The organism is Croceitalea dokdonensis DOKDO 023, from assembly GCF_001306415.1.
Taxonomy (GTDB): domain Bacteria; phylum Bacteroidota; class Bacteroidia; order Flavobacteriales; family Flavobacteriaceae; genus Croceitalea; species Croceitalea dokdonensis.
On sequence record NZ_LDJX01000002.1, the window covers coordinates 714,441 to 732,364 of the forward strand.

22 protein-coding genes are annotated in these 17,924 nt (G+C 41.4%); 11 read left to right on the plus strand and 11 right to left on the minus strand.

Features of this window, described 5'->3' with window-relative positions:
• Positions 1-61 precede the first annotated feature (61 nt).
• The 5 genes from I595_RS06710 to I595_RS06730 all read left to right on the plus strand — a co-directional run bounded on the left by I595_RS06710 (position 62) and on the right by I595_RS06730 (position 5,192).
• Positions 62-1,711: a SulP family inorganic anion transporter gene (locus I595_RS06710; RefSeq protein WP_054558597.1), complete on the plus strand. Its 1,650-nt coding sequence runs from the start codon at positions 62-64 to the stop codon at positions 1,709-1,711.
• Between the two features lie 20 nt (positions 1,712-1,731).
• Positions 1,732-2,127, plus strand: coding sequence for a hypothetical protein (locus tag I595_RS06715; protein WP_054558598.1), 396 nt, complete (start codon positions 1,732-1,734; stop codon positions 2,125-2,127).
• Positions 2,128-2,144: 17 nt separating this feature from the next.
• Positions 2,145-2,597, plus strand: coding sequence for a hypothetical protein (locus tag I595_RS06720; protein ID WP_054558599.1), 453 nt, complete (start codon positions 2,145-2,147; stop codon positions 2,595-2,597).
• Between the two features lie 269 nt (positions 2,598-2,866).
• Complete coding sequence (locus tag I595_RS06725; protein ID WP_054558600.1) at positions 2,867-4,060, plus strand: pyridoxal phosphate-dependent aminotransferase; 1,194 nt, start codon at positions 2,867-2,869, stop codon at positions 4,058-4,060.
• Between the two features lie 58 nt (positions 4,061-4,118).
• The gene (locus tag I595_RS06730) at positions 4,119-5,192 is read left to right on the plus strand and encodes an AEC family transporter (RefSeq protein ID WP_157449665.1); all 1,074 of its coding nucleotides are present in this window, start codon (positions 4,119-4,121) and stop codon (positions 5,190-5,192) included.
• Positions 5,193-5,488: 296 nt separating this feature from the next.
• On the opposite strand, the gene I595_RS06740 is transcribed toward I595_RS06730, so the two are convergent.
• On the minus strand, positions 5,489-5,968 hold the full coding sequence (locus I595_RS06740; RefSeq protein WP_054558602.1) for a CYTH domain-containing protein: 480 nt from the start codon (positions 5,966-5,968) through the stop codon (positions 5,489-5,491).
• A gap of 27 nt (positions 5,969-5,995) precedes the next feature.
• Between I595_RS06740 and dinB the strand changes: the two genes are divergently transcribed.
• Positions 5,996-7,096 (plus strand): DNA polymerase IV, encoded by a 1,101-nt coding sequence (gene dinB / locus I595_RS06745; protein WP_054558603.1) that lies wholly within the window; start codon positions 5,996-5,998, stop codon positions 7,094-7,096.
• Between the two features lie 2 nt (positions 7,097-7,098).
• Here the strand turns inward: dinB and I595_RS06750 are convergent, their stop codons facing one another.
• Positions 7,099-7,551: a COG2426 family protein gene (locus tag I595_RS06750; RefSeq protein WP_054558604.1), complete on the minus strand. Its 453-nt coding sequence runs from the start codon at positions 7,549-7,551 to the stop codon at positions 7,099-7,101.
• Between the two features lie 156 nt (positions 7,552-7,707).
• Here I595_RS06750 and I595_RS06755 point away from each other — a divergent pair, with 156 nt between their 5' ends.
• Positions 7,708-8,295 carry a TetR/AcrR family transcriptional regulator gene (locus I595_RS06755; protein WP_054558605.1) on the plus strand — a complete coding sequence of 196 codons (588 nt, stop codon included), beginning with the start codon at positions 7,708-7,710 and terminating at the stop codon, positions 8,293-8,295.
• A gap of 54 nt (positions 8,296-8,349) precedes the next feature.
• On the opposite strand, the gene I595_RS06760 is transcribed toward I595_RS06755, so the two are convergent.
• From I595_RS06760 to I595_RS06770, 4 genes are all read right to left on the minus strand, one after another.
• Positions 8,350-8,757 carry a plastocyanin/azurin family copper-binding protein gene (locus tag I595_RS06760; protein WP_054558606.1) on the minus strand — a complete coding sequence of 136 codons (408 nt, stop codon included), beginning with the start codon at positions 8,755-8,757 and terminating at the stop codon, positions 8,350-8,352.
• Positions 8,758-8,790: 33 nt separating this feature from the next.
• Entirely contained in the window at positions 8,791-9,339 is a 549-nt protein-coding gene (locus tag I595_RS06765) for a carboxymuconolactone decarboxylase family protein (protein WP_054558607.1), read from the minus strand.
• 20 nt (positions 9,340-9,359) lie between these two features.
• Positions 9,360-9,518, minus strand: coding sequence for a hypothetical protein (locus I595_RS17340; protein ID WP_157449666.1), 159 nt, complete (start codon positions 9,516-9,518; stop codon positions 9,360-9,362).
• Between the two features lie 102 nt (positions 9,519-9,620).
• A complete protein-coding gene (locus I595_RS06770) occupies positions 9,621-10,457 on the minus strand; it encodes a helix-turn-helix domain-containing protein (RefSeq protein WP_054558608.1) in 837 nt (278 codons plus the stop codon).
• 160 nt (positions 10,458-10,617) lie between these two features.
• Between I595_RS06770 and I595_RS06775 the strand changes: the two genes are divergently transcribed.
• A complete protein-coding gene (locus I595_RS06775) occupies positions 10,618-11,130 on the plus strand; it encodes a PAS domain-containing protein (protein WP_172675913.1) in 513 nt (170 codons plus the stop codon).
• Between the two features lie 2 nt (positions 11,131-11,132).
• Here I595_RS06775 and pyk read toward each other — a convergent pair whose 3' ends face one another.
• The 5 genes from pyk to I595_RS06800 form a co-directional block, all read right to left on the minus strand.
• Entirely contained in the window at positions 11,133-12,575 is a 1,443-nt protein-coding gene (pyk, locus tag I595_RS06780; protein ID WP_054558610.1) for a pyruvate kinase, read from the minus strand.
• A gap of 1 nt (position 12,576) precedes the next feature.
• Positions 12,577-13,038: an IPExxxVDY family protein gene (locus I595_RS06785; protein WP_054558611.1), complete on the minus strand. Its 462-nt coding sequence runs from the start codon at positions 13,036-13,038 to the stop codon at positions 12,577-12,579.
• Between the two features lie 112 nt (positions 13,039-13,150).
• Positions 13,151-13,888, minus strand: coding sequence for a ribonuclease III (rnc, locus tag I595_RS06790; RefSeq protein ID WP_054558612.1), 738 nt, complete (start codon positions 13,886-13,888; stop codon positions 13,151-13,153).
• Positions 13,889-13,900: 12 nt separating this feature from the next.
• Positions 13,901-15,151 (minus strand): beta-ketoacyl-ACP synthase II, encoded by a 1,251-nt coding sequence (fabF, locus tag I595_RS06795; RefSeq protein WP_054558613.1) that lies wholly within the window; start codon positions 15,149-15,151, stop codon positions 13,901-13,903.
• A gap of 193 nt (positions 15,152-15,344) precedes the next feature.
• A complete protein-coding gene (locus tag I595_RS06800) occupies positions 15,345-15,578 on the minus strand; it encodes an acyl carrier protein (protein ID WP_047247024.1) in 234 nt (77 codons plus the stop codon).
• Between the two features lie 157 nt (positions 15,579-15,735).
• On the opposite strand from I595_RS06800, the gene purN reads away from it, so the two are divergent.
• The 3 genes from purN to I595_RS06815 are packed head-to-tail and all read left to right on the plus strand — an operon-like array spanning position 15,736 to position 17,901.
• Positions 15,736-16,308, plus strand: a complete 573-nt coding sequence (purN, locus tag I595_RS06805; RefSeq protein ID WP_054558614.1) for a phosphoribosylglycinamide formyltransferase — start codon at positions 15,736-15,738, stop codon at positions 16,306-16,308.
• On the plus strand, positions 16,301-16,936 hold the full coding sequence (locus I595_RS06810; protein WP_054558615.1) for a ribonuclease H1 domain-containing protein: 636 nt from the start codon (positions 16,301-16,303) through the stop codon (positions 16,934-16,936). Before purN ends, I595_RS06810 begins: the two co-directional genes overlap by 8 nt.
• A gap of 38 nt (positions 16,937-16,974) precedes the next feature.
• Positions 16,975-17,901 carry a PfkB family carbohydrate kinase gene (locus I595_RS06815; protein ID WP_054558616.1) on the plus strand — a complete coding sequence of 309 codons (927 nt, stop codon included), beginning with the start codon at positions 16,975-16,977 and terminating at the stop codon, positions 17,899-17,901.
• The last annotated feature ends 23 nt before the right edge of the window (positions 17,902-17,924 follow it).

Below are 17,924 nucleotides of genomic sequence, written 5' to 3' on the forward strand. Positions count from 1 at the left end.
TTGCTTTAAACACTGCGGTTCTTGCACATTAATTTTTAGTAACCAACTAAAACTTGTTTCTATGGCTTTTTATGATACTAAATATTTAAAGGGTGATATCACTGGTGGCCTTGTTGCCGGGGTGGTTGCACTGCCTTTGGCCCTTGCCTTTGGGGTACAATCTGGTTTGGGCGCAATTGCGGGGCTGTATGGCGCCATTGCGGTGGGTATTCTGGCCGCAATTTTTGGTGGCACCACCACACAGGCAAGCGGGCCAACAGGGCCAATGACCGTGGTTTCCGCCGCTTTGGTGGCCAGTGCCATTGAAGTTGCGGGCAGCCTCCAAGATGCCATGGGAATTATTTTATTAAGCTTTTTGCTCGGTGGGGCATTGCAGATAATTTTTGGCCTGATCAATATTGCGGGTTACATCAAATATTTCCCATACCCGGTTATATCTGGCTTTATGAGCGGTGTAGGTCTCATTATCGTCATTTTACAGATTGCCCCTTTCGTAGGGTTAGATTCAGCCAAATCCACCTTAAAAGTAATGGCAGATTTACCTCGTTTATTTACTGATTTTAATTGGCAGGCCTTAGTTTTAGGAGGAATGACGGTATTGATTTATTACCTGTTTCCAAAAATCACCAAAGCGGTCCCCAGTGCGTTGGTGGCACTCATAGCAGTTTCCATATTTGCCTATTTCATAGGATGGAACGTGCCCATCATTGGTGAAATTCCGTCAGGATTGCCCTCTTTACAACTAGAAGGTCTTTTTAGTATTGATAGTAGTGCTTATTTTTTGGTATTGGAATATGGTATGGTATTGGCCGTTCTGGGCTCCATAGATTCTTTGCTCACCTCGGTGATTGCGGATAATATGACCAAGACCAAACACAATAGTAATCGCGAGCTGATCGGGCAAGGTATAGGCAATATGGCTGCGGCGCTTATTGGTGGAATTCCGGGAGCTGGGGCAACAAAGGGTACCGTGGTCAATATCAATTCTGGCGGCCGTACTAGATTGTCAGGGGCGTTGCACGGTACTTTTCTTTTGGCCGTATTGTTGGGACTAAGTAGCTTGGCCGCCTATATTCCGTTGGCCGTTTTAGCGGGAATATTGATTCCTATTGGGTTTAAAATTGTGGATATTAAAGGATTAAAACACTTAAAGGTGGTGCCTAGGGCAGATGCCATTGTATTGATCATTGTATTGCTTTGGACCACCTTTGGAAGTTTGATACAAGCCGTTGGTATAGGTGTTACCTTGGCCGCATTACTCTTTATGAAACGTGCCAGTGATATTGGAGAAAAGGGAATGCAAGTGGGTACCTTGGCCGGTTTTGATGGTGAAAAACCATGGGAAGATGAAACGGAGTTCTATGACAAGTTCAAGGACCAAATCTATATCAAACATTTGTACGGGCCTTTGTTTTTTGGGTTTACCTCACACTTTCAGGAACAGGTAAAGAATGTGGGAAAAGAAATTAAGGTCTTGCTTATAAGAATGGACCGCGTTCCTTATATTGATCAATCGGGAATTTATGCGTTGGAAAATGCTATTTTAGATCTAACGCTTAACGGCATAAAAGTAGTAATTACCGGTTTGCAAGAGCAACCTAAAGATTTATTGGTTGATATTGATATTATCCCTGATCTTGTCCCAGAGTCACAAGTATTTTTATCTGTAGACGAGAGTTTTGATTGGGTATCCAAAGAACTGAAAAGTTAGGTTTTATTAAACCATAGCCTGTGAAAAAGGACATTGATATTCCCATAGCCAAAGAGGTTTATATTGCCATTGTCCAAGAATGGAACAAGGAATACCTGGACAAAAGCTGGAACGCCTATATCATTAACAACAGAACAACGCCCATTGAAATGGCGCTTGTAGTTTCCAAAGGGTATGATGGTGACCGTAAAACCTCAACCATGCGCTATGCATTTGGAGTGGTAAAAGCCAAAGGGTATGAAAAGATTGAAATGGTCACCGAGGATGTCCTTGGTTTAAACAATGAGTTTTTTGTCACTTACTATGCGGACGGTAAGCTCTATGAAAAGCGCTTTACATTCGCCAAAAATACTGTGAATACGGCAAACGCTATAAAAATTCCGTTATTGGAGCTCAACGGTGTTTTTGCCAACTAAATTAATTGCCTAAACTAATGACAAGGCGTTCTCTTTTTGCAGTTATCCTAGTGGTTCTTGGTGCTTGCCAAGATAAAGACGATGCTACGGACTGCGCCCTGGTAGATTGCGCTTTTCAGTCCTTCACGATTAAATTGTTAGGCCCAGAAGGGAATAACCTCATTACCAATGGCACCTATGACCCCAAAGACATTACGGTCACAAAAAATGGGAAGCTCCTTTTTACCGGTTCCTCTTCCATGGACCGCATAACGTTTGAAATTCAGGGCAAAGTAGGACTGAACACTTATGAAATTCAACTTAGTCCAACGGAAACCGATACTTTGGTACTGTCATTATCTGGTGAAAATATAAGAAAAGGGTGCTGCGGTTTTGACTTCCCTATCGATTCCGTTTTATACAATGGTACAACGCCGGAGACCATAACGGAGGGTGATGTTTATTTTATGACCCTTACCGTATTTAAATGAATTTCTGGGGATGGCCCAATCACCACCTTCACCAAGGCTATCTGCCATATGATGCGCAAGTGCGCCATTCCGCTAACAACTGGTAAAACTTCAAAAAACCAAAGAATTATGCTAGGGTTTTAACATTTTAGCTTAGAATACCTTAATAGTGGCCCTTTAAATCTGTTATATTGTTAATTTAACCCTTTGATTTTTATGGCATTACCATAGGATTTTAAAGAGCTCCCCTGTAATTTTAGAACTAATGCTAAATCAAAAAAACAACTCCTATGGAATCGACAAAAATAAACAGAAGGGATTGGCTTAAAAGAGGCCTTCTCACCGCCGGTGGGATGATGGCCGCACCTTACGCCAGTTTTGCAGAAAGTACGGCTGCGCCCGTCATGCTAGATGTTCAAGGTAATGCAGTATACAGTCCTTTTTTTAAAGAGTACCTTATTGACGGGCTCAGGGAATTCCCGGTATTGGCTGCAAAACTGAATGCCAATGAAAACCCCTATGGCCCCTCGCCAATGGCATTAAAAGCGCTAAAAAATTCCGCTTCTGGTGGCAATAGGTATGCTTGGAAAGAACTTTTTGAGCTTGTGGACAAAATAGCGGACTTTGAAGGGGTGGAATCAAAAAATATCATGATGGGGCCAGGCTCCTCAGACCTTTTGGAAAAAACGGCCATGGTGCTATTTATGAACGGCGGAAACGTGGTTTCCGCAGACCCGGCCTATATGTCGCTCATTCGTGTGGCAGAAGCCGCAGGGGGTACATGGAAGCCTGTTCCTTTAAAGAAGGATTGGTCCCATGACCTAGATGCCATGGAACAGGCCATTGATGCCGACACCAAATTGGTCTATATCTGTAATCCCAATAATCCAACAGGAACAATTACGGACAGCAAAAAACTCTTGGATTTTTGTTCACGGGTGTCCGAAAAAGTACCGGTGTTTGTTGATGAAGCCTATCTGTGGTTCTTGGAAGATGGAGCAAAGCATAGTATGGTTTCTTTGGTCAATGAAGGCAAGGATGTCATCATTGCCAGAACATTCTCTAAAATTCATGGCATGGCAGGTCTTAGGGTTGGGTACGCGGTAGCACAGGAAACCACATTGGACAAACTTCAAAAGATTACCCGTGCAGGAATGGGTATCTCTTACCCTTCTGTATTTGCTGCCATAGGTGCCATGGACGATACGGATTTTTTAGAAAGTTCCCGAACAAAAAATGCAGCATGCCGTGAATATGTATATCAAGAATTGACCAAAATGGGCATCCCGTACGTGCCTTCCGCTACCAGCTTTATGATTTTCCCCATTGAAATGGAGGGCAAAGACTTTCTTCAGAAAATGACAGACCAAAAAGTAGGGGTCCGTGCCTTTGAGTTTATGGGCAAAAAATGGTGCCGCGTTAGCATGGGCACCATGGATGAAATGAAGTTGTTCACCGCAGCACTTTCCAAAGTCCTTGCATAAGATGATGGAAATAGGCTTTGAAAAGACGTTGGTTTTTTTGGTTTTCATCCTTCTTGGCATGGTTTTGAAAGTAAAATTCAAATCTCCGCAAGAAGTCAACGGTATCAAAAAAATAATTCTAAACCTTGCCCTTCCAGCGACTATTTTTATCGCCTTATTGGGCATCCAAATAGAAATAAGTCTTTTGCTTTTGCCTCTAATGGCATTGGCATTGAACCTTTTCCTTTTTTTGGTTACCCCATTATTACTCCCGCTGGTGGGTGTAAACAAAAACACCCCTACATACAGAACAGCAAGATTATTAATTCCGTCATTGGCGCCTGGGCTTTCCTGCTTTCCATTTGTACTTGAATTTCTGGGGGAGGCCTACGTGGCCAAAGCAGCCATGGCAGACTTGGGCAATAAGGTTTTTGTGCTCATTGTCCTTTATTTAGTGGCCATGCATTGGTATTATGCCAGAAACCAAGAAAAGCAGACAGGCGGTAGGGCTAAATTAATGTCCTTGCTCAAAACCCTGGTTACGGAGCCGGTGAATATTTTCATTGGTTTGGCCCTGCTTCTCCTACTTTTAGGATTCCATATGGAGTCATTGCCTTTTGTTCTAAGCAATACGTTGTCCAAATTGAGCCTTATGATGACGCCATTGGTACTCTTGTTTATAGGGATGGCCGTAAAAATCAAAAAACATCAATTTGTACAGATACTTTCCTTATTGCTATTGCGTGCAGGTTTCGTATTCTTAATTACAGCTGTTACAGTTTTAATCTCTGGCCTATCCGTACAAAATGACGTTCTACTTCTGCTCTCATTTGGTTTGAGTGCCTGCAGTTTTTGGCCTTTTGCCCACTTATCTTTAGTAGACGGATGGGAACTGGAAAAGAAAGCAAAAACTTTTGACAGCAACTATGCCGTTGCCATTTTAGCGCTCTCCTTGCCACTTTCCACCATTTTGATATTGGCCGTTTTAAATAGTGGTAGCGTACTAAACTCATGGACAACTATTTTAATGGTGGGTTTACTTCTACTATTGCTTGGCACTTTTGTGCCCTTGCTCAAGTTCCTTTCAAAAAAGATTTTAAAAATGGGGCTTTCCACCAACAAAATGGAATCAGCGACAACGGAAAGGGTTTAATTCCATGATGGTGATGGGTACCAACTGTTTATGGATAATTTTACACCCCATTAAGCAACGGAACCAAAGCTTACACTATTTAGATGTAGGTAAGGGAACTCATGATTCTGGTAATATTCAAAAAAGAGGTTTTAGTAATGTTGTCGCCGAAAGCAAAAGTTTAAGCAATTCCCAACCGGAAAAATATGCTGAAAAATGACATGACGACACCGTTCAGTTTTTCAAAAAAAAAAATGAGGAATAAACCTTTTAGATGGGCTTTATTGTTTTAAGCGTAATACTAGAAATTGTTGATTTTAGGGGTTCCATTGGTTAAAAGGTGTTTGGCTTAATTGTGAATTATAATACTTAATTTGTCCGGTCACTTCTGCCCCTAGCCAACTCGGTTTTTCAAAGGGTTCATCCTCATGTTGGAGTTCCACTTCCGCAATCACCAAGCCTTTGTTATCCCCCAAAAATTCGTCCACCTCAAAAACATGCCCTCCAAAGCAAACCGCATAGCGGTATTTTTCCAAAATTCCAGGTTCGCATAGATCCATCAAATGGGTCGCCTCTGCCAAGGAAATCTCTTTCTCCCACTCAAAACGTGTGGTTCCAGAGGCATTCCCCTTTCCTTTAATGGTAAGGTATCCTTTATCAGCCTTTATCCTTACCCGTACGGTACGGTCGGGGTGGGTGTTTAAAAACCCTTGTACAATTCTAGTTTTAGCGGTAGCGTCCAGTTTATAGGCCTCGGACGTCACCAAAAACTTCCGTTCAATTTCTAGATGCTCCATCCATCTAAATATAGCCTAAATTTGAATATGCCTTTTAGTTTTCCACTCAGAAAGATAATTCATGTAGACATGGATGCCTTTTATGCGTCCGTGGAACAACATGACCATCCAGAATTACGGGGCAAGCCTGTGGCCGTTGGGGGAGGCTCAAAAAGAGGGGTAGTTACCGCTGCAAGCTACGAAGCCAGAAAATTTGGGGTACGCAGTGCCATGAGCGGCATTATTGCACAGCGTAATTGCCCAGAGCTTATTTTTGTAAAACCACGATTTGACCGTTACAAGGAAATTTCGCAACAAGTAAGGAACGTTTTTTTTGAGTTTACTGATTTAGTGGAACCCTTATCCCTGGATGAGGCCTATTTAGATGTGACGGAAAACAAAAAAGGAAATCCATCAGCAACGCTCATCGCTCAGGAAATACGCAAAAAAATACTGGTTAAAACGGGACTAACGGCCTCTGCGGGAATATCAATAAATAAATTTATTGCCAAAGTTGCAAGCGATTATAACAAACCCAACGGGCAAAAAACGGTAAACCCAGAAGAGGTCATCCCATTCTTGGAAGCATTGGACATCAGAAAATTTTATGGTGTAGGTAAGGTTACCGCAGAAAAAATGTATCAGTTGGGCATCTTTACGGGGCTAGATCTAAAATCCAAATCCTTGGAATTTTTACAAACCCATTTTGGTAAAAGTGGGCGTTATTATTTTGATGTGGTGAGGGGTATTCATTTGAGCCCTGTAAAACCACATCGAACACCAAAATCTGTGGGTGCGGAACGGACGTTCAGCGAAAACTTAAGCAGTGAGGTCTTTATGTTGGAACGCTTGGAGCATATTGCCCATGAACTGGAACGTAGACTGCTCAAAAATAAGGTGGCAGGCAAAACGATAACTTTAAAGATAAAATACAGTGATTTTACCCTACATACCAGAAGCAAGACCCTACCCTATTTTGTAGCTAGTAAAGAATTGATTTTAGAAACCGCAAAAGAGCTGTTGTACCAGCAAGAACTGGAAAATTCCGTGCGCCTTTTAGGTATTTCCCTTGCCAATCTCAATACGGAGAAAAGAAAAAAATTAGTAGATGACGCCCCTGTTTTGGTGCAGTTAAAATTTGACCTTTAGGACTAAATGGCTTTTAATGACACGGTAACCGTCCAAATGATCAATGATGAGAAAAATATGCCAACCGCATTGGCCATAAAAGCTTTCTTTCTTTCTATCCCAAAAAGGTAGGCCGCTATGCTCCCCGCATAAACACCGGTACCCGGCAAAGGAATCATAACAAAAATGGCCAACCCAAAAAAACCAAATCTTTTAATTTTGTCACCGGTGCCCAGTTTGGCCCTTTTGGCTACCCAAACTGCCGCTTTTTTATAAGGCCTCCATTTAATCAGTCCTTTATTGACATGGTCCAAAAAGAAAAACATGATGGGAAAGACCAAGAGATTTGCCAGAAAACAGGTGATAAAAACCAAATAACTGTTCACCCCTTGCGCTATCCCATAGGGTATGCCCACCTTAGATTCCCCAAATGGGGAAAGGCTCCAAAGAATGGCTGTTATTAAGTCTAATATCACACGAATCTTTTTGCTAAACTACGTTTGAAAACAACGTGGCACAGCCAAGAAAACGCTAAAAGTTCACAAATTATTTTTAATGCCCCAACTATTTTTAAAATAGATGAAAACCATCTTTATCTTTGGCAGACAGACCGGTCTTAACTATATTTGGTTATGGCAAAAACCAAGGTTAAAACACGTATTTTGGACGTAGCGGCCAAGCTCTTTTACACCAATGGATACAATGCTACGGGCATTAATGAAATTATTGCAAAAGCTGAGATCGCCAAAGCTACGCTTTACCATCATTTTAAATCCAAAGAAGCTATTTGCCTTGCCTATTTAGAGCAAAGGCACAGCACCTTTATAAAGGGGCTAAAGGTGTATGTAAAAGAAAGACCCACGGGACGTTTGCAACTACTGGCCATTTTTGACTATTTGCGTGAAATGTATAGAAATGACGAATTTTTTGGATGCTGGGCCATAAAGACATTTTGTGAATTGCCACAGGACAATACTCAAATTGTTGCACTCATTCAAAAACAGAAAAAAGAACTGCTTTTCTTTTTAGGTGAGGTGGTTGGTGAAAATCTAAAAAACCTATCCATTGCAGAAACGGAAAAAATCTCTGGTGGCCTATATATGCTCTATGAAAGTGCCATTACGGAAAGCCATTTACACAAGGATGATTGGCCCATACATTTGGCAAGAAGCATTGCACCTTCCCTGTATGGCAATGCCATTGAAAAAACAAAAACCTGAAAGCAACCCAAAAGGGTGCTTTCAGGCTAATTAAACCTTTAGAACTACTCCTACTTACTTTACGATAAGTAGATTATCGGTACTAGTGGGGTTAAGCGGACAAAAATACACATACTCCCCTTTTGTTAAGGTTGTTGGTTGGGAAGTCTCACTTTTGTCAGTTCCCACTGGTGCCGTGACATAAGCGGTTTTTATGTGGTTTTCTGGCTTGCTTAAATCGTCCCCTTTGCGGACCAAAACAAATCCAACATTATGATCCACCCCGTTATTGGCAACCTCAAAAATATAGGTGCCCGCATTTACCGTGACGGACTTTTGGGTAAACTCCCCGGCAGTTTGTTCCAAGGAAATTATGTTAACCTGGTCAGCGGCAGCCATCATGGCGTCTTTCTTCATCGTTTGTGCATTGGTGTAAAGCACCGTTGTTAATGTCATTGCAATTAATGTGATTACTTTTTTCATGATTTCTGTTGTTATGTATTATTACATTATGGGTTATACAATAGCGTTTTCTAATGGTTGTACTACCGGAAAATCCACGGGTACGTCCGTAGTCCGGTGCAAATAGTTAGAGATGGTCTTATCCCCAACTAGAACAATGGTGTCCACAAGGTTTTCCTTAGTCCATCCTTGGGCAAAGAAATTTTCCAAAACCGCCGCATCGGTTTTACCGCGTTTCTCCGTAATATTCTTTGCAAGTTTGGCCAATGCGTCCAGTTTGCTGTCAAATGAAGCCCCACCAGCTCTTAGCTCCACTATCTGTTGGTCATTAAACCCATTCATCTTGCCTATGGCCGTATGGGCAGATAAACAGTAAATACATTGGTTAACCTCGCTCACGGCCAGGTTGACCACCTCTTTTTGCTTGGCGCTCAACGAGGTTTTGGCATTGGCAAGATTAAGATAATTACCAAGTGCGTTCTCTGAATGTGCATAAGTGGCATATAGGTTAGGTACAAACCCAACGGCATTCTCTAGGGTATCAAAAATTGCTTGGTTGTTGCTGCTTACTTCTTCTCTTTTGGGTACGTTAATTGTGCTCATGTCTTACTTATTTTAATTAATTATGAATTTGTGATAAACGGTTTCTCTGCATCACAATAAAAATCATGATGGTGCTTCTGTTCACAATGTTGTGTTGCGGAGAAGATTTTAAGGTCTGTATGATAAGGACCCCTAAAGATTTCAATAAGGTTGAAAATTGATTTTTCTGCTATGTTCATGTGGTATTGTTTTTAATTACACAGCAAAAATGGCACAATAGTTCTCGCAGGTGTTAGGCCTTACTTCCCGACTACTTGCAGATATTTCCCTAACGTACGTTTTTAAATGGATTCTCGGTACTGGGAGGGTGATTTGGTGGTCATTTTTTTAAAAAAACGACTAAAATGGGCAGGGTCATTAAACCCAAGTTCAAAAGCAATTTCCTGATTTTGCTTATCCGTAAAATGTATGAGGCGTTTGGCCTCAAGTACCAAACGCTCCAATATGATTTTTTGTGGGGATTTTTGATTATAAATGGCAAAAAGATTGGATAAGGTCTTAGGTGATTTAAACAGGAGCTCTGCATAATCAGCCACTTTTCGTTTTTCTTTATAGTGCATATCCACTAAATAATTGAACTTACGTATGACCTCTATTTGGGCATTGTCCAACTTTTTTACCTCTAGCTGCTCTTTGGCCAAACGGGTGGCAAGGATAATAAATCGCTTCAGCAACATTTGTAGCATATCTCCCTGTATGGTATCAGGTGTCCCAAATTCCTCTAAAAAAATATCATACAACAGGTTAAATCTTTGTAAGTTCTTATCCTGTAAGCTTACGACCGGAAGATGCTGGGTGCCAAAAAAAAGGATACCATTACAGGATACCTCACTATCATGGTCAACGATACAATAAAATTCCCTGTTAAATAAAATTGCGGTGATGGGCAAATTTGTGCTTTTAAAAGAAACGTGCTGTAAATAAGTGGTTGTTATAATTTGATTGGGAAGCAAGGAGGCGTGCACGTTGTCAATAACTATGTCCAAGGGGGCCTTGTTCCTGTTCCATAAAAATTTAATTGTGGAATCAACCAAGGGAAAGTGTTCCTCGTCCTCTTTAAAATTATCCGAAATACCAAAAAGCGAACCTAATGTAGCGTCGTAAAACTTGAATCTCATACCCAAAAATATTCCATTTTCCCTGTATTGGTTGGTTTATTCTGTTTATTCTTACAGGAGATAAGTCATGATTTTGTCAAAAACTTTTCAACAGAAATGTTAAGGCTTGTTATAAATTTCAGTACCATGTTTTCTTTTCATAGTATTGAACATGGAAGAAATGAAGCATTACGACAAAGCGGCTAATAAATTTTATGCCAATTTAAATATAACGGAGTTGCCTTTGGCGGGCTGGGACGTATTTTCAAAATTCTTTTCCAAGGTGTGTGAAAGCCTACAAGATATTAATATATTAAAGGGTATTTCACATGAGCAGGCCTGGCAAACAGTGGTTCCCTTTGAAAAGGAAGTGTTAAAAAAGAAGCATATTATTGTAGTGACCGATGCCAAGTTAAATATTGTTCATGCTACCCAAAATATATATGATATGAATGGGTACAGACCAGAGGAAATTGTGGGTCAAAAGCCTAAGATATTCCAAGGTGAAAAAACCTGTAAACACACCGCCCAGAGAATCTCTAAAGCAGTGAGAGAGCTTGAGTCCTTTGAGGCCACGATTTTGAATTACAGAAAGGATGGCTCTACCTATAATTGTTGGATAAAAGGTACTCCTATCTACAATAGAAAGGGTAAGGTAGTCAATTTTATTGCTTTTGAGCGGGAAGTTGCCTAATCTTAAAAATTACAGGTTTCTATTTCCGTTACCCTAAGTGTGTTCACCATTCCCTTCTCTTTTATGGGCATGGCTGCCAAACTAATTAACATATCCCCCACATCAAGAAATCCTTTCTTACAGGCTATTTGGTTTACATCATCTATGGTCTCATCCGTGGAAACGTAGCGATCGTAATAAAAGGCCTTTACCCCCCAAAGTAAGTTTAATTGTGTAAGGATACGTTTGTTTGATGTGAACACCAAGATATGGGCACTAGGCCTCCAAGCAGAAATTTGAAAAGCCGTGTAACCACTGTTGGTTAGGGTGGATATTGCTTTTGCCTGAATTTCATTGGCCATTAAAGCGGCATGATAACAAACGGATTTTGTGATATATCTCTTTGTTTTAATGTGGGGTGGTGTTTGCGGTACGTTAATTAAGGTAGAACCTTCAACACTACTTAGAATACTGGTCATTTTTTCAATCACCTCTACAGGGTAGTTTCCTACGGATGTTTCACCGGAAAGCATCACGGCATCCGCACCATCCATCACGGAGTTGGCCACATCATTTACCTCTGCCCTGGTTGGGGTAAGACTGGTAATCATCGTTTCCATCATTTGGGTTGCGATGATTACGGGTATCCTTGCTTTTTTTGCCCTAAGTACCAGTTGCTTCTGTATCAAGGGAACCTCTTGGGCAGGCACCTCAACACCCAAGTCGCCCCTAGCCACCATTAGTCCATCACAATAGGCAACAATCTTATCAATATTCTCTACGGCCTCCGGTTTCTCAATCTTTGCAATGATGGGAATTTTGTGCTCTGAGTGTTCCTTTATCAGGTTTTGTAGGTCTATTAAGTCTTGGCTAAAACGCACAAAAGACAAGGCAATCCAGTCCACATCCTGACCAATGGCAAAAATGGCATCCTCAATGTCCTTTTCCGTTAAGGCCGGTAAGGAAATATTGGTATTTGGCAGGTTTACCCCTTTTTTTGACTTTAAGGGCCCTCCTTGTATCACCTTGGCCCTGACTTCGTTCTCCCCATTGGTCTCCACAACCTCAAACATTAGCTTTCCATCATCCAATAGAATACGCTCGCCAGCCTTTACATCCCTAGGAAATTGTTCGTAGTTCATGTAAACCCGTTCTGCGCTACCCTCAAAAGGTTTGCCCGTTGCAAAGGTTATTTCATCACCTGGTGCAACTACCACCTCACCACCCATAACACCAACGCGTAATTTAGGTCCTTGAAGATCAGCTAGGATGGCGGTGTTTACATCCAACTCATTGTTGAGTTCACGTATTAACCCAATGCGCTCTGCAACATCATCATAACTGGCATGGGAAAAGTTGATCCTGAATACATCTACCCCGGCCAACATCATTTTTCTTAATACTTCTTTCTTACTTGTGGCCGGCCCTAGGGTGGCTACAATTTTCGTCTTCTTCTTCGTTGGCATATTAGAAAATTAAATTTTTTTTTGACTTTAAACTATTGGCTTCCATCTGCTGTGCGGTAGCTACTTTGTCAATGGAATTTAATGCGGCTACCAAGGTAGGAAGCACACTTTGGTCTTCCGATTCTATCTTTAAAAAATAATCAAAAAGCTTTCTTTCCTTCACCAGATAATGGGTGCGTTCCCCGGAAACTTCTGAAAACAGGTCTGTTGGCTGTAATGTCTGTTCCTTTTTGGCAACATTGGCTACCAGCGCATAGTACCTATCGTACAACGTATCATTCCACTCAAAAATTGGGAAATCCAACCCATTGAACGATAAATCCATTTCCGCCCTTGTTAACCGCAAGCCTGCCGCTTTATTTATATGGTATGCCAAGCTATAACCCTTGAGATTACAACGAATTGCCACAAGCATGAAATCATGGTCGTAAAGCGATACGGCTATTTTATGCGTTGTTACCATCAAATTTTGCGAATTGTAAATATAATTGTAATCCCCAAATTAGCCTAGCTAATTACTTGGATTAGCGTTTTTATCCTTCACGAAAACGTTGTAGTTTTTCCTCAACCCTGATTTAAGAGTCTTCCATGTGGCGTTGCAATGCAAAATAGGCTCGTTTGGAAGCCTTTTCTTCCGCTTTCTTCTTGGACGTTGCCCGTGCCTTTGCCAAGATACGCTCACCAATAGTCAGCTTTACCGCAAAGTGTTTTAGGGCATCGTTGCCGGTGTCTTCATAAACATCATAGCAAAAGGTCTTTTTTTGCTTTTGGCACCACTCTATGACCAAGCTTTTGTAACTGATTACCTTACCTTCCAACTGTTCAATATCCACGTATGGCTCTATTACTTTTTCATGGATAAATTTTTCGCAATACTTATAACCCCTATCCAGATAAATGGCACCGACCAAAGCTTCAAAAACATTGCCGTGGATGTTTTCGCCAAAATGGGATTTAGGAATTCTGCTTTCTACATGTTTTAGCAAATCTAAGTCTTTACCAAGGGCGTTTAGATGCTTTCTGCTTACAATTTTAGAACGCATTTTGGTTAGGTAGCCCTCATCCCCCGCTGGTACCGCTTTGTAAAGATGCTTTGAGATGATGGTACCCAACATGGCGTCACCCAGGAACTCTAAGCGCTCATAATTCATGGGATTGCCCTCCGTATCCCGCTTATTGACGGAACGGTGCAAGAATGCCTTTTTATACACTTTAAGGTCTTTTGGCTTAAACCCCAAAATTGATTTCATTCCCAAAAAAAAATCCCCATCCGATTTCGGATGGGAATTAAATATTTTAGGAGAGAATTTCATTTACGCCCGTTTCTAGTTTATTTTTTTAAAGACTACACAGGCATTATGTCCGCCAAACCCAAAGGTATTACTCATCGCTACATTGACCTCTCTTGCTTGGGCCTTGTTCAAGGTAAGGTTCAATGACGGATCAATGTTTTCATCTACCGTGGTATGGTTAATAGTTGGCGGAACCAGACTGTGCTGCATGGCCAAAATAGAGGCTATGGCCTCTATGGCACCAGCTGCGCCCAATAAATGGCCGGTCATTGATTTTGTTGAATTGATATTGATATTGGGGGCGTGGTCCCCAAAAACCTTGGAGATGGCCTTTAATTCCGCAACATCTCCCAGGGGGGTAGACGTTCCATGGGTATTGATCGCATCTACGTCTTCCGGTTTTAATCCTGCATTTTCCAAGCAGTTTTCCATCACCTTAACCACACCGATGCCTTCCGGGTGTGGTGCCGTCATGTGATAGGCGTCACTGGAGAGACCGCCACCAACCACTTCTGCATATATCTTTGCGCCCCTGGCCTTTGCATGATCATACTCTTCCAATATCAAGGCTCCCGCACCTTCCCCCAAAACAAAACCATCTCGGGTGGCATCAAAGGGTCTGGAGGCCGTCTCCGGGCTTTCATTTCTGGTAGACAGTGCGTGCATGGCATTGAACCCACCCATACCTGCTATGGTAACCGCTGCCTCACTACCACCGGTAACCACAACGTTACAGTGTCCCAAACGAATATAGTTCAAAGCATCTATCATGGCATTGGCAGAGGATGCACAGGCAGAAACCGTGGTATAATTGGGACCCATAAAACCATGTTTAATAGAAATATTTCCCGGCGCAATATCGGCGATCATCTTAGGAATAAAGAAAGGGTTAAAGCGTGGTGTCCCGTCACCAGCGGCAAAGTTCATCACCTCATTTTGAAAAGTTTCCAAACCGCCAATACCTGCTCCCCATACAACGCCTACTTTAAATTTGTCCACTTTGTCCAAGTCTAGCCCGGAATCTGCAATGGCTTCATCAGAAGATACCAGCGCATACTGTGCAAAACGATCTAATTTTCTTGCTTCTTTCCTATCAAAAAAATTAAGGGGGTCAAAATCCTTAAGTTCGCAGGCAAATTTGGTCTTGAACTTATCAGTATCGTAGTATGTAATTGGGGCAGAACCACTTTTACCGTTTTTAAGGCCCTCCCAATAGGATTGTAAATTGTTCCCTATAGGTGTTAAAGCGCCTAGACCAGTTACGACAACACGTTTTAATTGCATAGAATTCCTATTTTAACCTACTTGCTCAAAAAAAAATTCGAGATTTAATCCTTTACAACACCCAGGTTGTAATCGTCTTAAATACTTTACGGGCATTTGCCAAAGTGGTTTACCCAATGAATTTAAAAAAAATTATCCATGCGGAGCGCTTACCACATGGATAATTAATAATCTTTCCTAAGATAACATAAAATTACTTTGCTTCTTCTATATAGCTGATTGCCTGACCTACAGTAGCAATATTTTCTGCTTGGTCATCAGGAATTTGAATATCAAATTCTTTCTCGAACTCCATGATGAGTTCTACAGTGTCCAGTGAATCTGCACCTAAATCGTTGGTAAAACTGGCTTCAGAAACAACTTCATTTTCATCTACACCTAATTTATCAACGATGATAGCTTTAACTCTTGATGCAATGTCTGACATAATAATATCGGTTTTTAAAATTTAATCTCGGCAAAAATATAAAACTTTGGATTAATTACACTATTTGTCGATAAAATGTGCTGTAAATAACGGTTTTATCTGTAGAGCCCCTATCTTAGTTGCCGTTGATTAAGGTGTAAAAATTCCTAAGCATCCCATGAAAAAAATTATCATTTTAGCCTCTGGTTCCGGTTCCAACGCCGAGAATATCATCACCCATTTCAAACATAATCCCAATATTACCATAGCTGCCGTTTTAACCAATAAAAAAACTGCTGGCGTCCTGGAACGCTGTCAGCGTTTAAAGGTACCTACATTAGTATTTGACAGGGAGGCTTTTTACCATTCAACCTTGGTTCTTGACGTTATTGCCTCACAGGAACCGGCACTTATTGTATTGGCCGGCTTTTTGTGGAAAATCCCTCAAAGTTTTATCGATAGGTTTCCAAACCAAATAATTAACATCCACCCAGCGCTATTGCCCAAATATGGAGGAAAGGGCATGTACGGGCACCATGTGCACAAGGCCGTAAAAGATCATGCAGAAACAGAAACGGGCATTACCATACACTATGTTAATGAACACTATGATGAAGGAGCGATCATTAAGCAGGAAAACGTAGCGGTTTTACCATCGGACAGTGTGGATGACATTGCCAAAAAAGTACATCAGCTAGAGCAGGCACATTTTCCTAAAGTCATTCATAACTTATTGGTTTCCCATGGGTAAGAAGCAAAAATTTTATGTGGTTTGGAAAGGTAAACACCCAGGCATTTTTGAAACTTGGGATGATTGCAAAGCGCAAATAGAGGGATTTAAAGGAGCGGAGTACAAATCTTTTGCCACATTCAAAGAGGCAAAAAAGGCTTTCAACAGCAATTATTTGGAATTTAAGGGCAAAACAAAGGAAAGGCCTACCCTAACACCAGAAGAATTATTGAAAATTGGGGAACCCAATATGCACAGCATTGCCGTTGACGCAGCCTCAAGTGGCAACCCGGGGGTCATGGAATATCAGGGAGTGGACACCAAAACCAAAAAAAAACTTTTTAAACAAGGCCCCTTTAAAGAAGGTACTAATAATATTGGGGAATTTTTGGCGCTGGTTCATGGTCTTGCTTTTTTAAAACAGCACAAAAGCGATCGAATCATTTATTCAGATTCCAGGATTGCCATTGGCTGGGTACACAAAAAAAAATGTAAGACCAAACTACAGCCAAACGCCAATAACAAGGATGTTTTTGATTTGATCCAAAGAGCGGAGAAGTGGCTAAAATCCAACCGTTTTAATACCCCAATCGTTAAGTGGGAGACCAAGGCATGGGGTGAAATTCCAGCGGACTTTGGGAGAAAATAGTTGGGTAAATAAAAGTATATTTGCAGCAAAATTAGGTGATGGGTAAACTTCTTATCGTTGGCACAGTAGCTTTTGACGCTATTGAATCCCCTTTTGGCAAAACGGACAAAATATTGGGCGGTGCTGGCACCTTTATTGGTTTGGCGGCGTCTAAATTTGAGGTGGACCTTGGTCTGGTTTCTGTGGTAGGTGATGATTTTCCGCAGGCGTACCTAGATATATTGACCAATAAAAACATCAATATAGACGGGGTAGAAATCGTTAAGGGCGGAAAAACCTTTTTCTGGAGTGGCAGGTACCACAACGATATGAATACCAGGGACACCTTGGTAACCGAGCTAAATACTTTGGCAGACTTTAATCCTAAAGTGCCAGATGCCTATGCAGACGCAGAAATTGTGATGTTGGGTAATTTACATCCTGGCATTCAACTTAGTGTTATCCATCAAATGAAAAAACGACCAAAGCTCATCATTTTGGACACCATGAACTTTTGGATGGATAACAGCCTGGAAGAATTACTGACCGTCATCAAGGAAATTGATGTCATTACCATAAATGATGAAGAGGCGCGGCAGCTCACCAATGAGTATTCCTTGGTAAAAGCTGCTGAAAAAATACACCGTATGGGGCCTAAATATGTGGTCATCAAAAAAGGGGAGCATGGTGCATTGCTGTTTCATGACAAGCATATTTTCTTTGCCCCTGCACTTCCATTGGAAGAGGTGTTTGACCCAACCGGTGCGGGGGACACCTTTGCAGGTGGCTTTGCGGGATATTTGGCAGCAACGGCACATATTTCTTTTGAAAATATGAAGAATGCCGTGATACATGGGTCCAATCTGGCATCGTTCTGTGTAGAAAAGTTTGGGACCGAGCGCATGCAAACGGTTAGCCAACAAGAAATTGAAAAAAGACTGCATCAATTTAAGACATTGACGCAATTTAATATTGAGTTACCATAACCTTACGCCCTGTGTTCAGGGCT

Excerpts from the sequence above, each read along its gene's own strand:
- I595_RS06770 (WP_054558608.1), bottom strand. The coding sequence starts at position 10,457 with ATGAGATTCAAGTTTTACGACGCTACATTAGGTTCGCTTTTTGGTATT.
- pyk (WP_054558610.1), bottom strand. The coding sequence starts at position 12,575 with ATGCCAACGAAGAAGAAGACGAAAATTGTAGCCACCCTAGGGCCGGCC.
- I595_RS06730 (WP_157449665.1), top strand. The coding sequence starts at position 4,119 with ATGGTTTTGAAAGTAAAATTCAAATCTCCGCAAGAAGTCAACGGTATC.
- rnc (WP_054558612.1), bottom strand. The coding sequence starts at position 13,888 with ATGAAATTCTCTCCTAAAATATTTAATTCCCATCCGAAATCGGATGGG.
- I595_RS06785 (WP_054558611.1), bottom strand. The coding sequence starts at position 13,038 with ATGGTAACAACGCATAAAATAGCCGTATCGCTTTACGACCATGATTTC.
- I595_RS06810 (WP_054558615.1), top strand. The coding sequence starts at position 16,301 with ATGGGTAAGAAGCAAAAATTTTATGTGGTTTGGAAAGGTAAACACCCA.
- I595_RS06720 (WP_054558599.1), top strand. The coding sequence starts at position 2,145 with ATGACAAGGCGTTCTCTTTTTGCAGTTATCCTAGTGGTTCTTGGTGCT.
- I595_RS06765 (WP_054558607.1), bottom strand. The coding sequence starts at position 9,339 with ATGAGCACAATTAACGTACCCAAAAGAGAAGAAGTAAGCAGCAACAAC.
- purN (WP_054558614.1), top strand. The coding sequence starts at position 15,736 with ATGAAAAAAATTATCATTTTAGCCTCTGGTTCCGGTTCCAACGCCGAG.
- dinB (WP_054558603.1), top strand. The coding sequence starts at position 5,996 with ATGCCTTTTAGTTTTCCACTCAGAAAGATAATTCATGTAGACATGGAT.
- I595_RS06710 (WP_054558597.1), top strand. The coding sequence starts at position 62 with ATGGCTTTTTATGATACTAAATATTTAAAGGGTGATATCACTGGTGGC.
- I595_RS06725 (WP_054558600.1), top strand. The coding sequence starts at position 2,867 with ATGGAATCGACAAAAATAAACAGAAGGGATTGGCTTAAAAGAGGCCTT.
- I595_RS06760 (WP_054558606.1), bottom strand. The coding sequence starts at position 8,757 with ATGAAAAAAGTAATCACATTAATTGCAATGACATTAACAACGGTGCTT.
- I595_RS17340 (WP_157449666.1), bottom strand. The coding sequence starts at position 9,518 with ATGAACATAGCAGAAAAATCAATTTTCAACCTTATTGAAATCTTTAGG.
- fabF (WP_054558613.1), bottom strand. The coding sequence starts at position 15,151 with ATGCAATTAAAACGTGTTGTCGTAACTGGTCTAGGCGCTTTAACACCT.
- I595_RS06755 (WP_054558605.1), top strand. The coding sequence starts at position 7,708 with ATGGCAAAAACCAAGGTTAAAACACGTATTTTGGACGTAGCGGCCAAG.
- I595_RS06775 (WP_172675913.1), top strand. The coding sequence starts at position 10,618 with ATGAAGCATTACGACAAAGCGGCTAATAAATTTTATGCCAATTTAAAT.
- I595_RS06740 (WP_054558602.1), bottom strand. The coding sequence starts at position 5,968 with ATGGAGCATCTAGAAATTGAACGGAAGTTTTTGGTGACGTCCGAGGCC.
- I595_RS06815 (WP_054558616.1), top strand. The coding sequence starts at position 16,975 with ATGGGTAAACTTCTTATCGTTGGCACAGTAGCTTTTGACGCTATTGAA.
- I595_RS06800 (WP_047247024.1), bottom strand. The coding sequence starts at position 15,578 with ATGTCAGACATTGCATCAAGAGTTAAAGCTATCATCGTTGATAAATTA.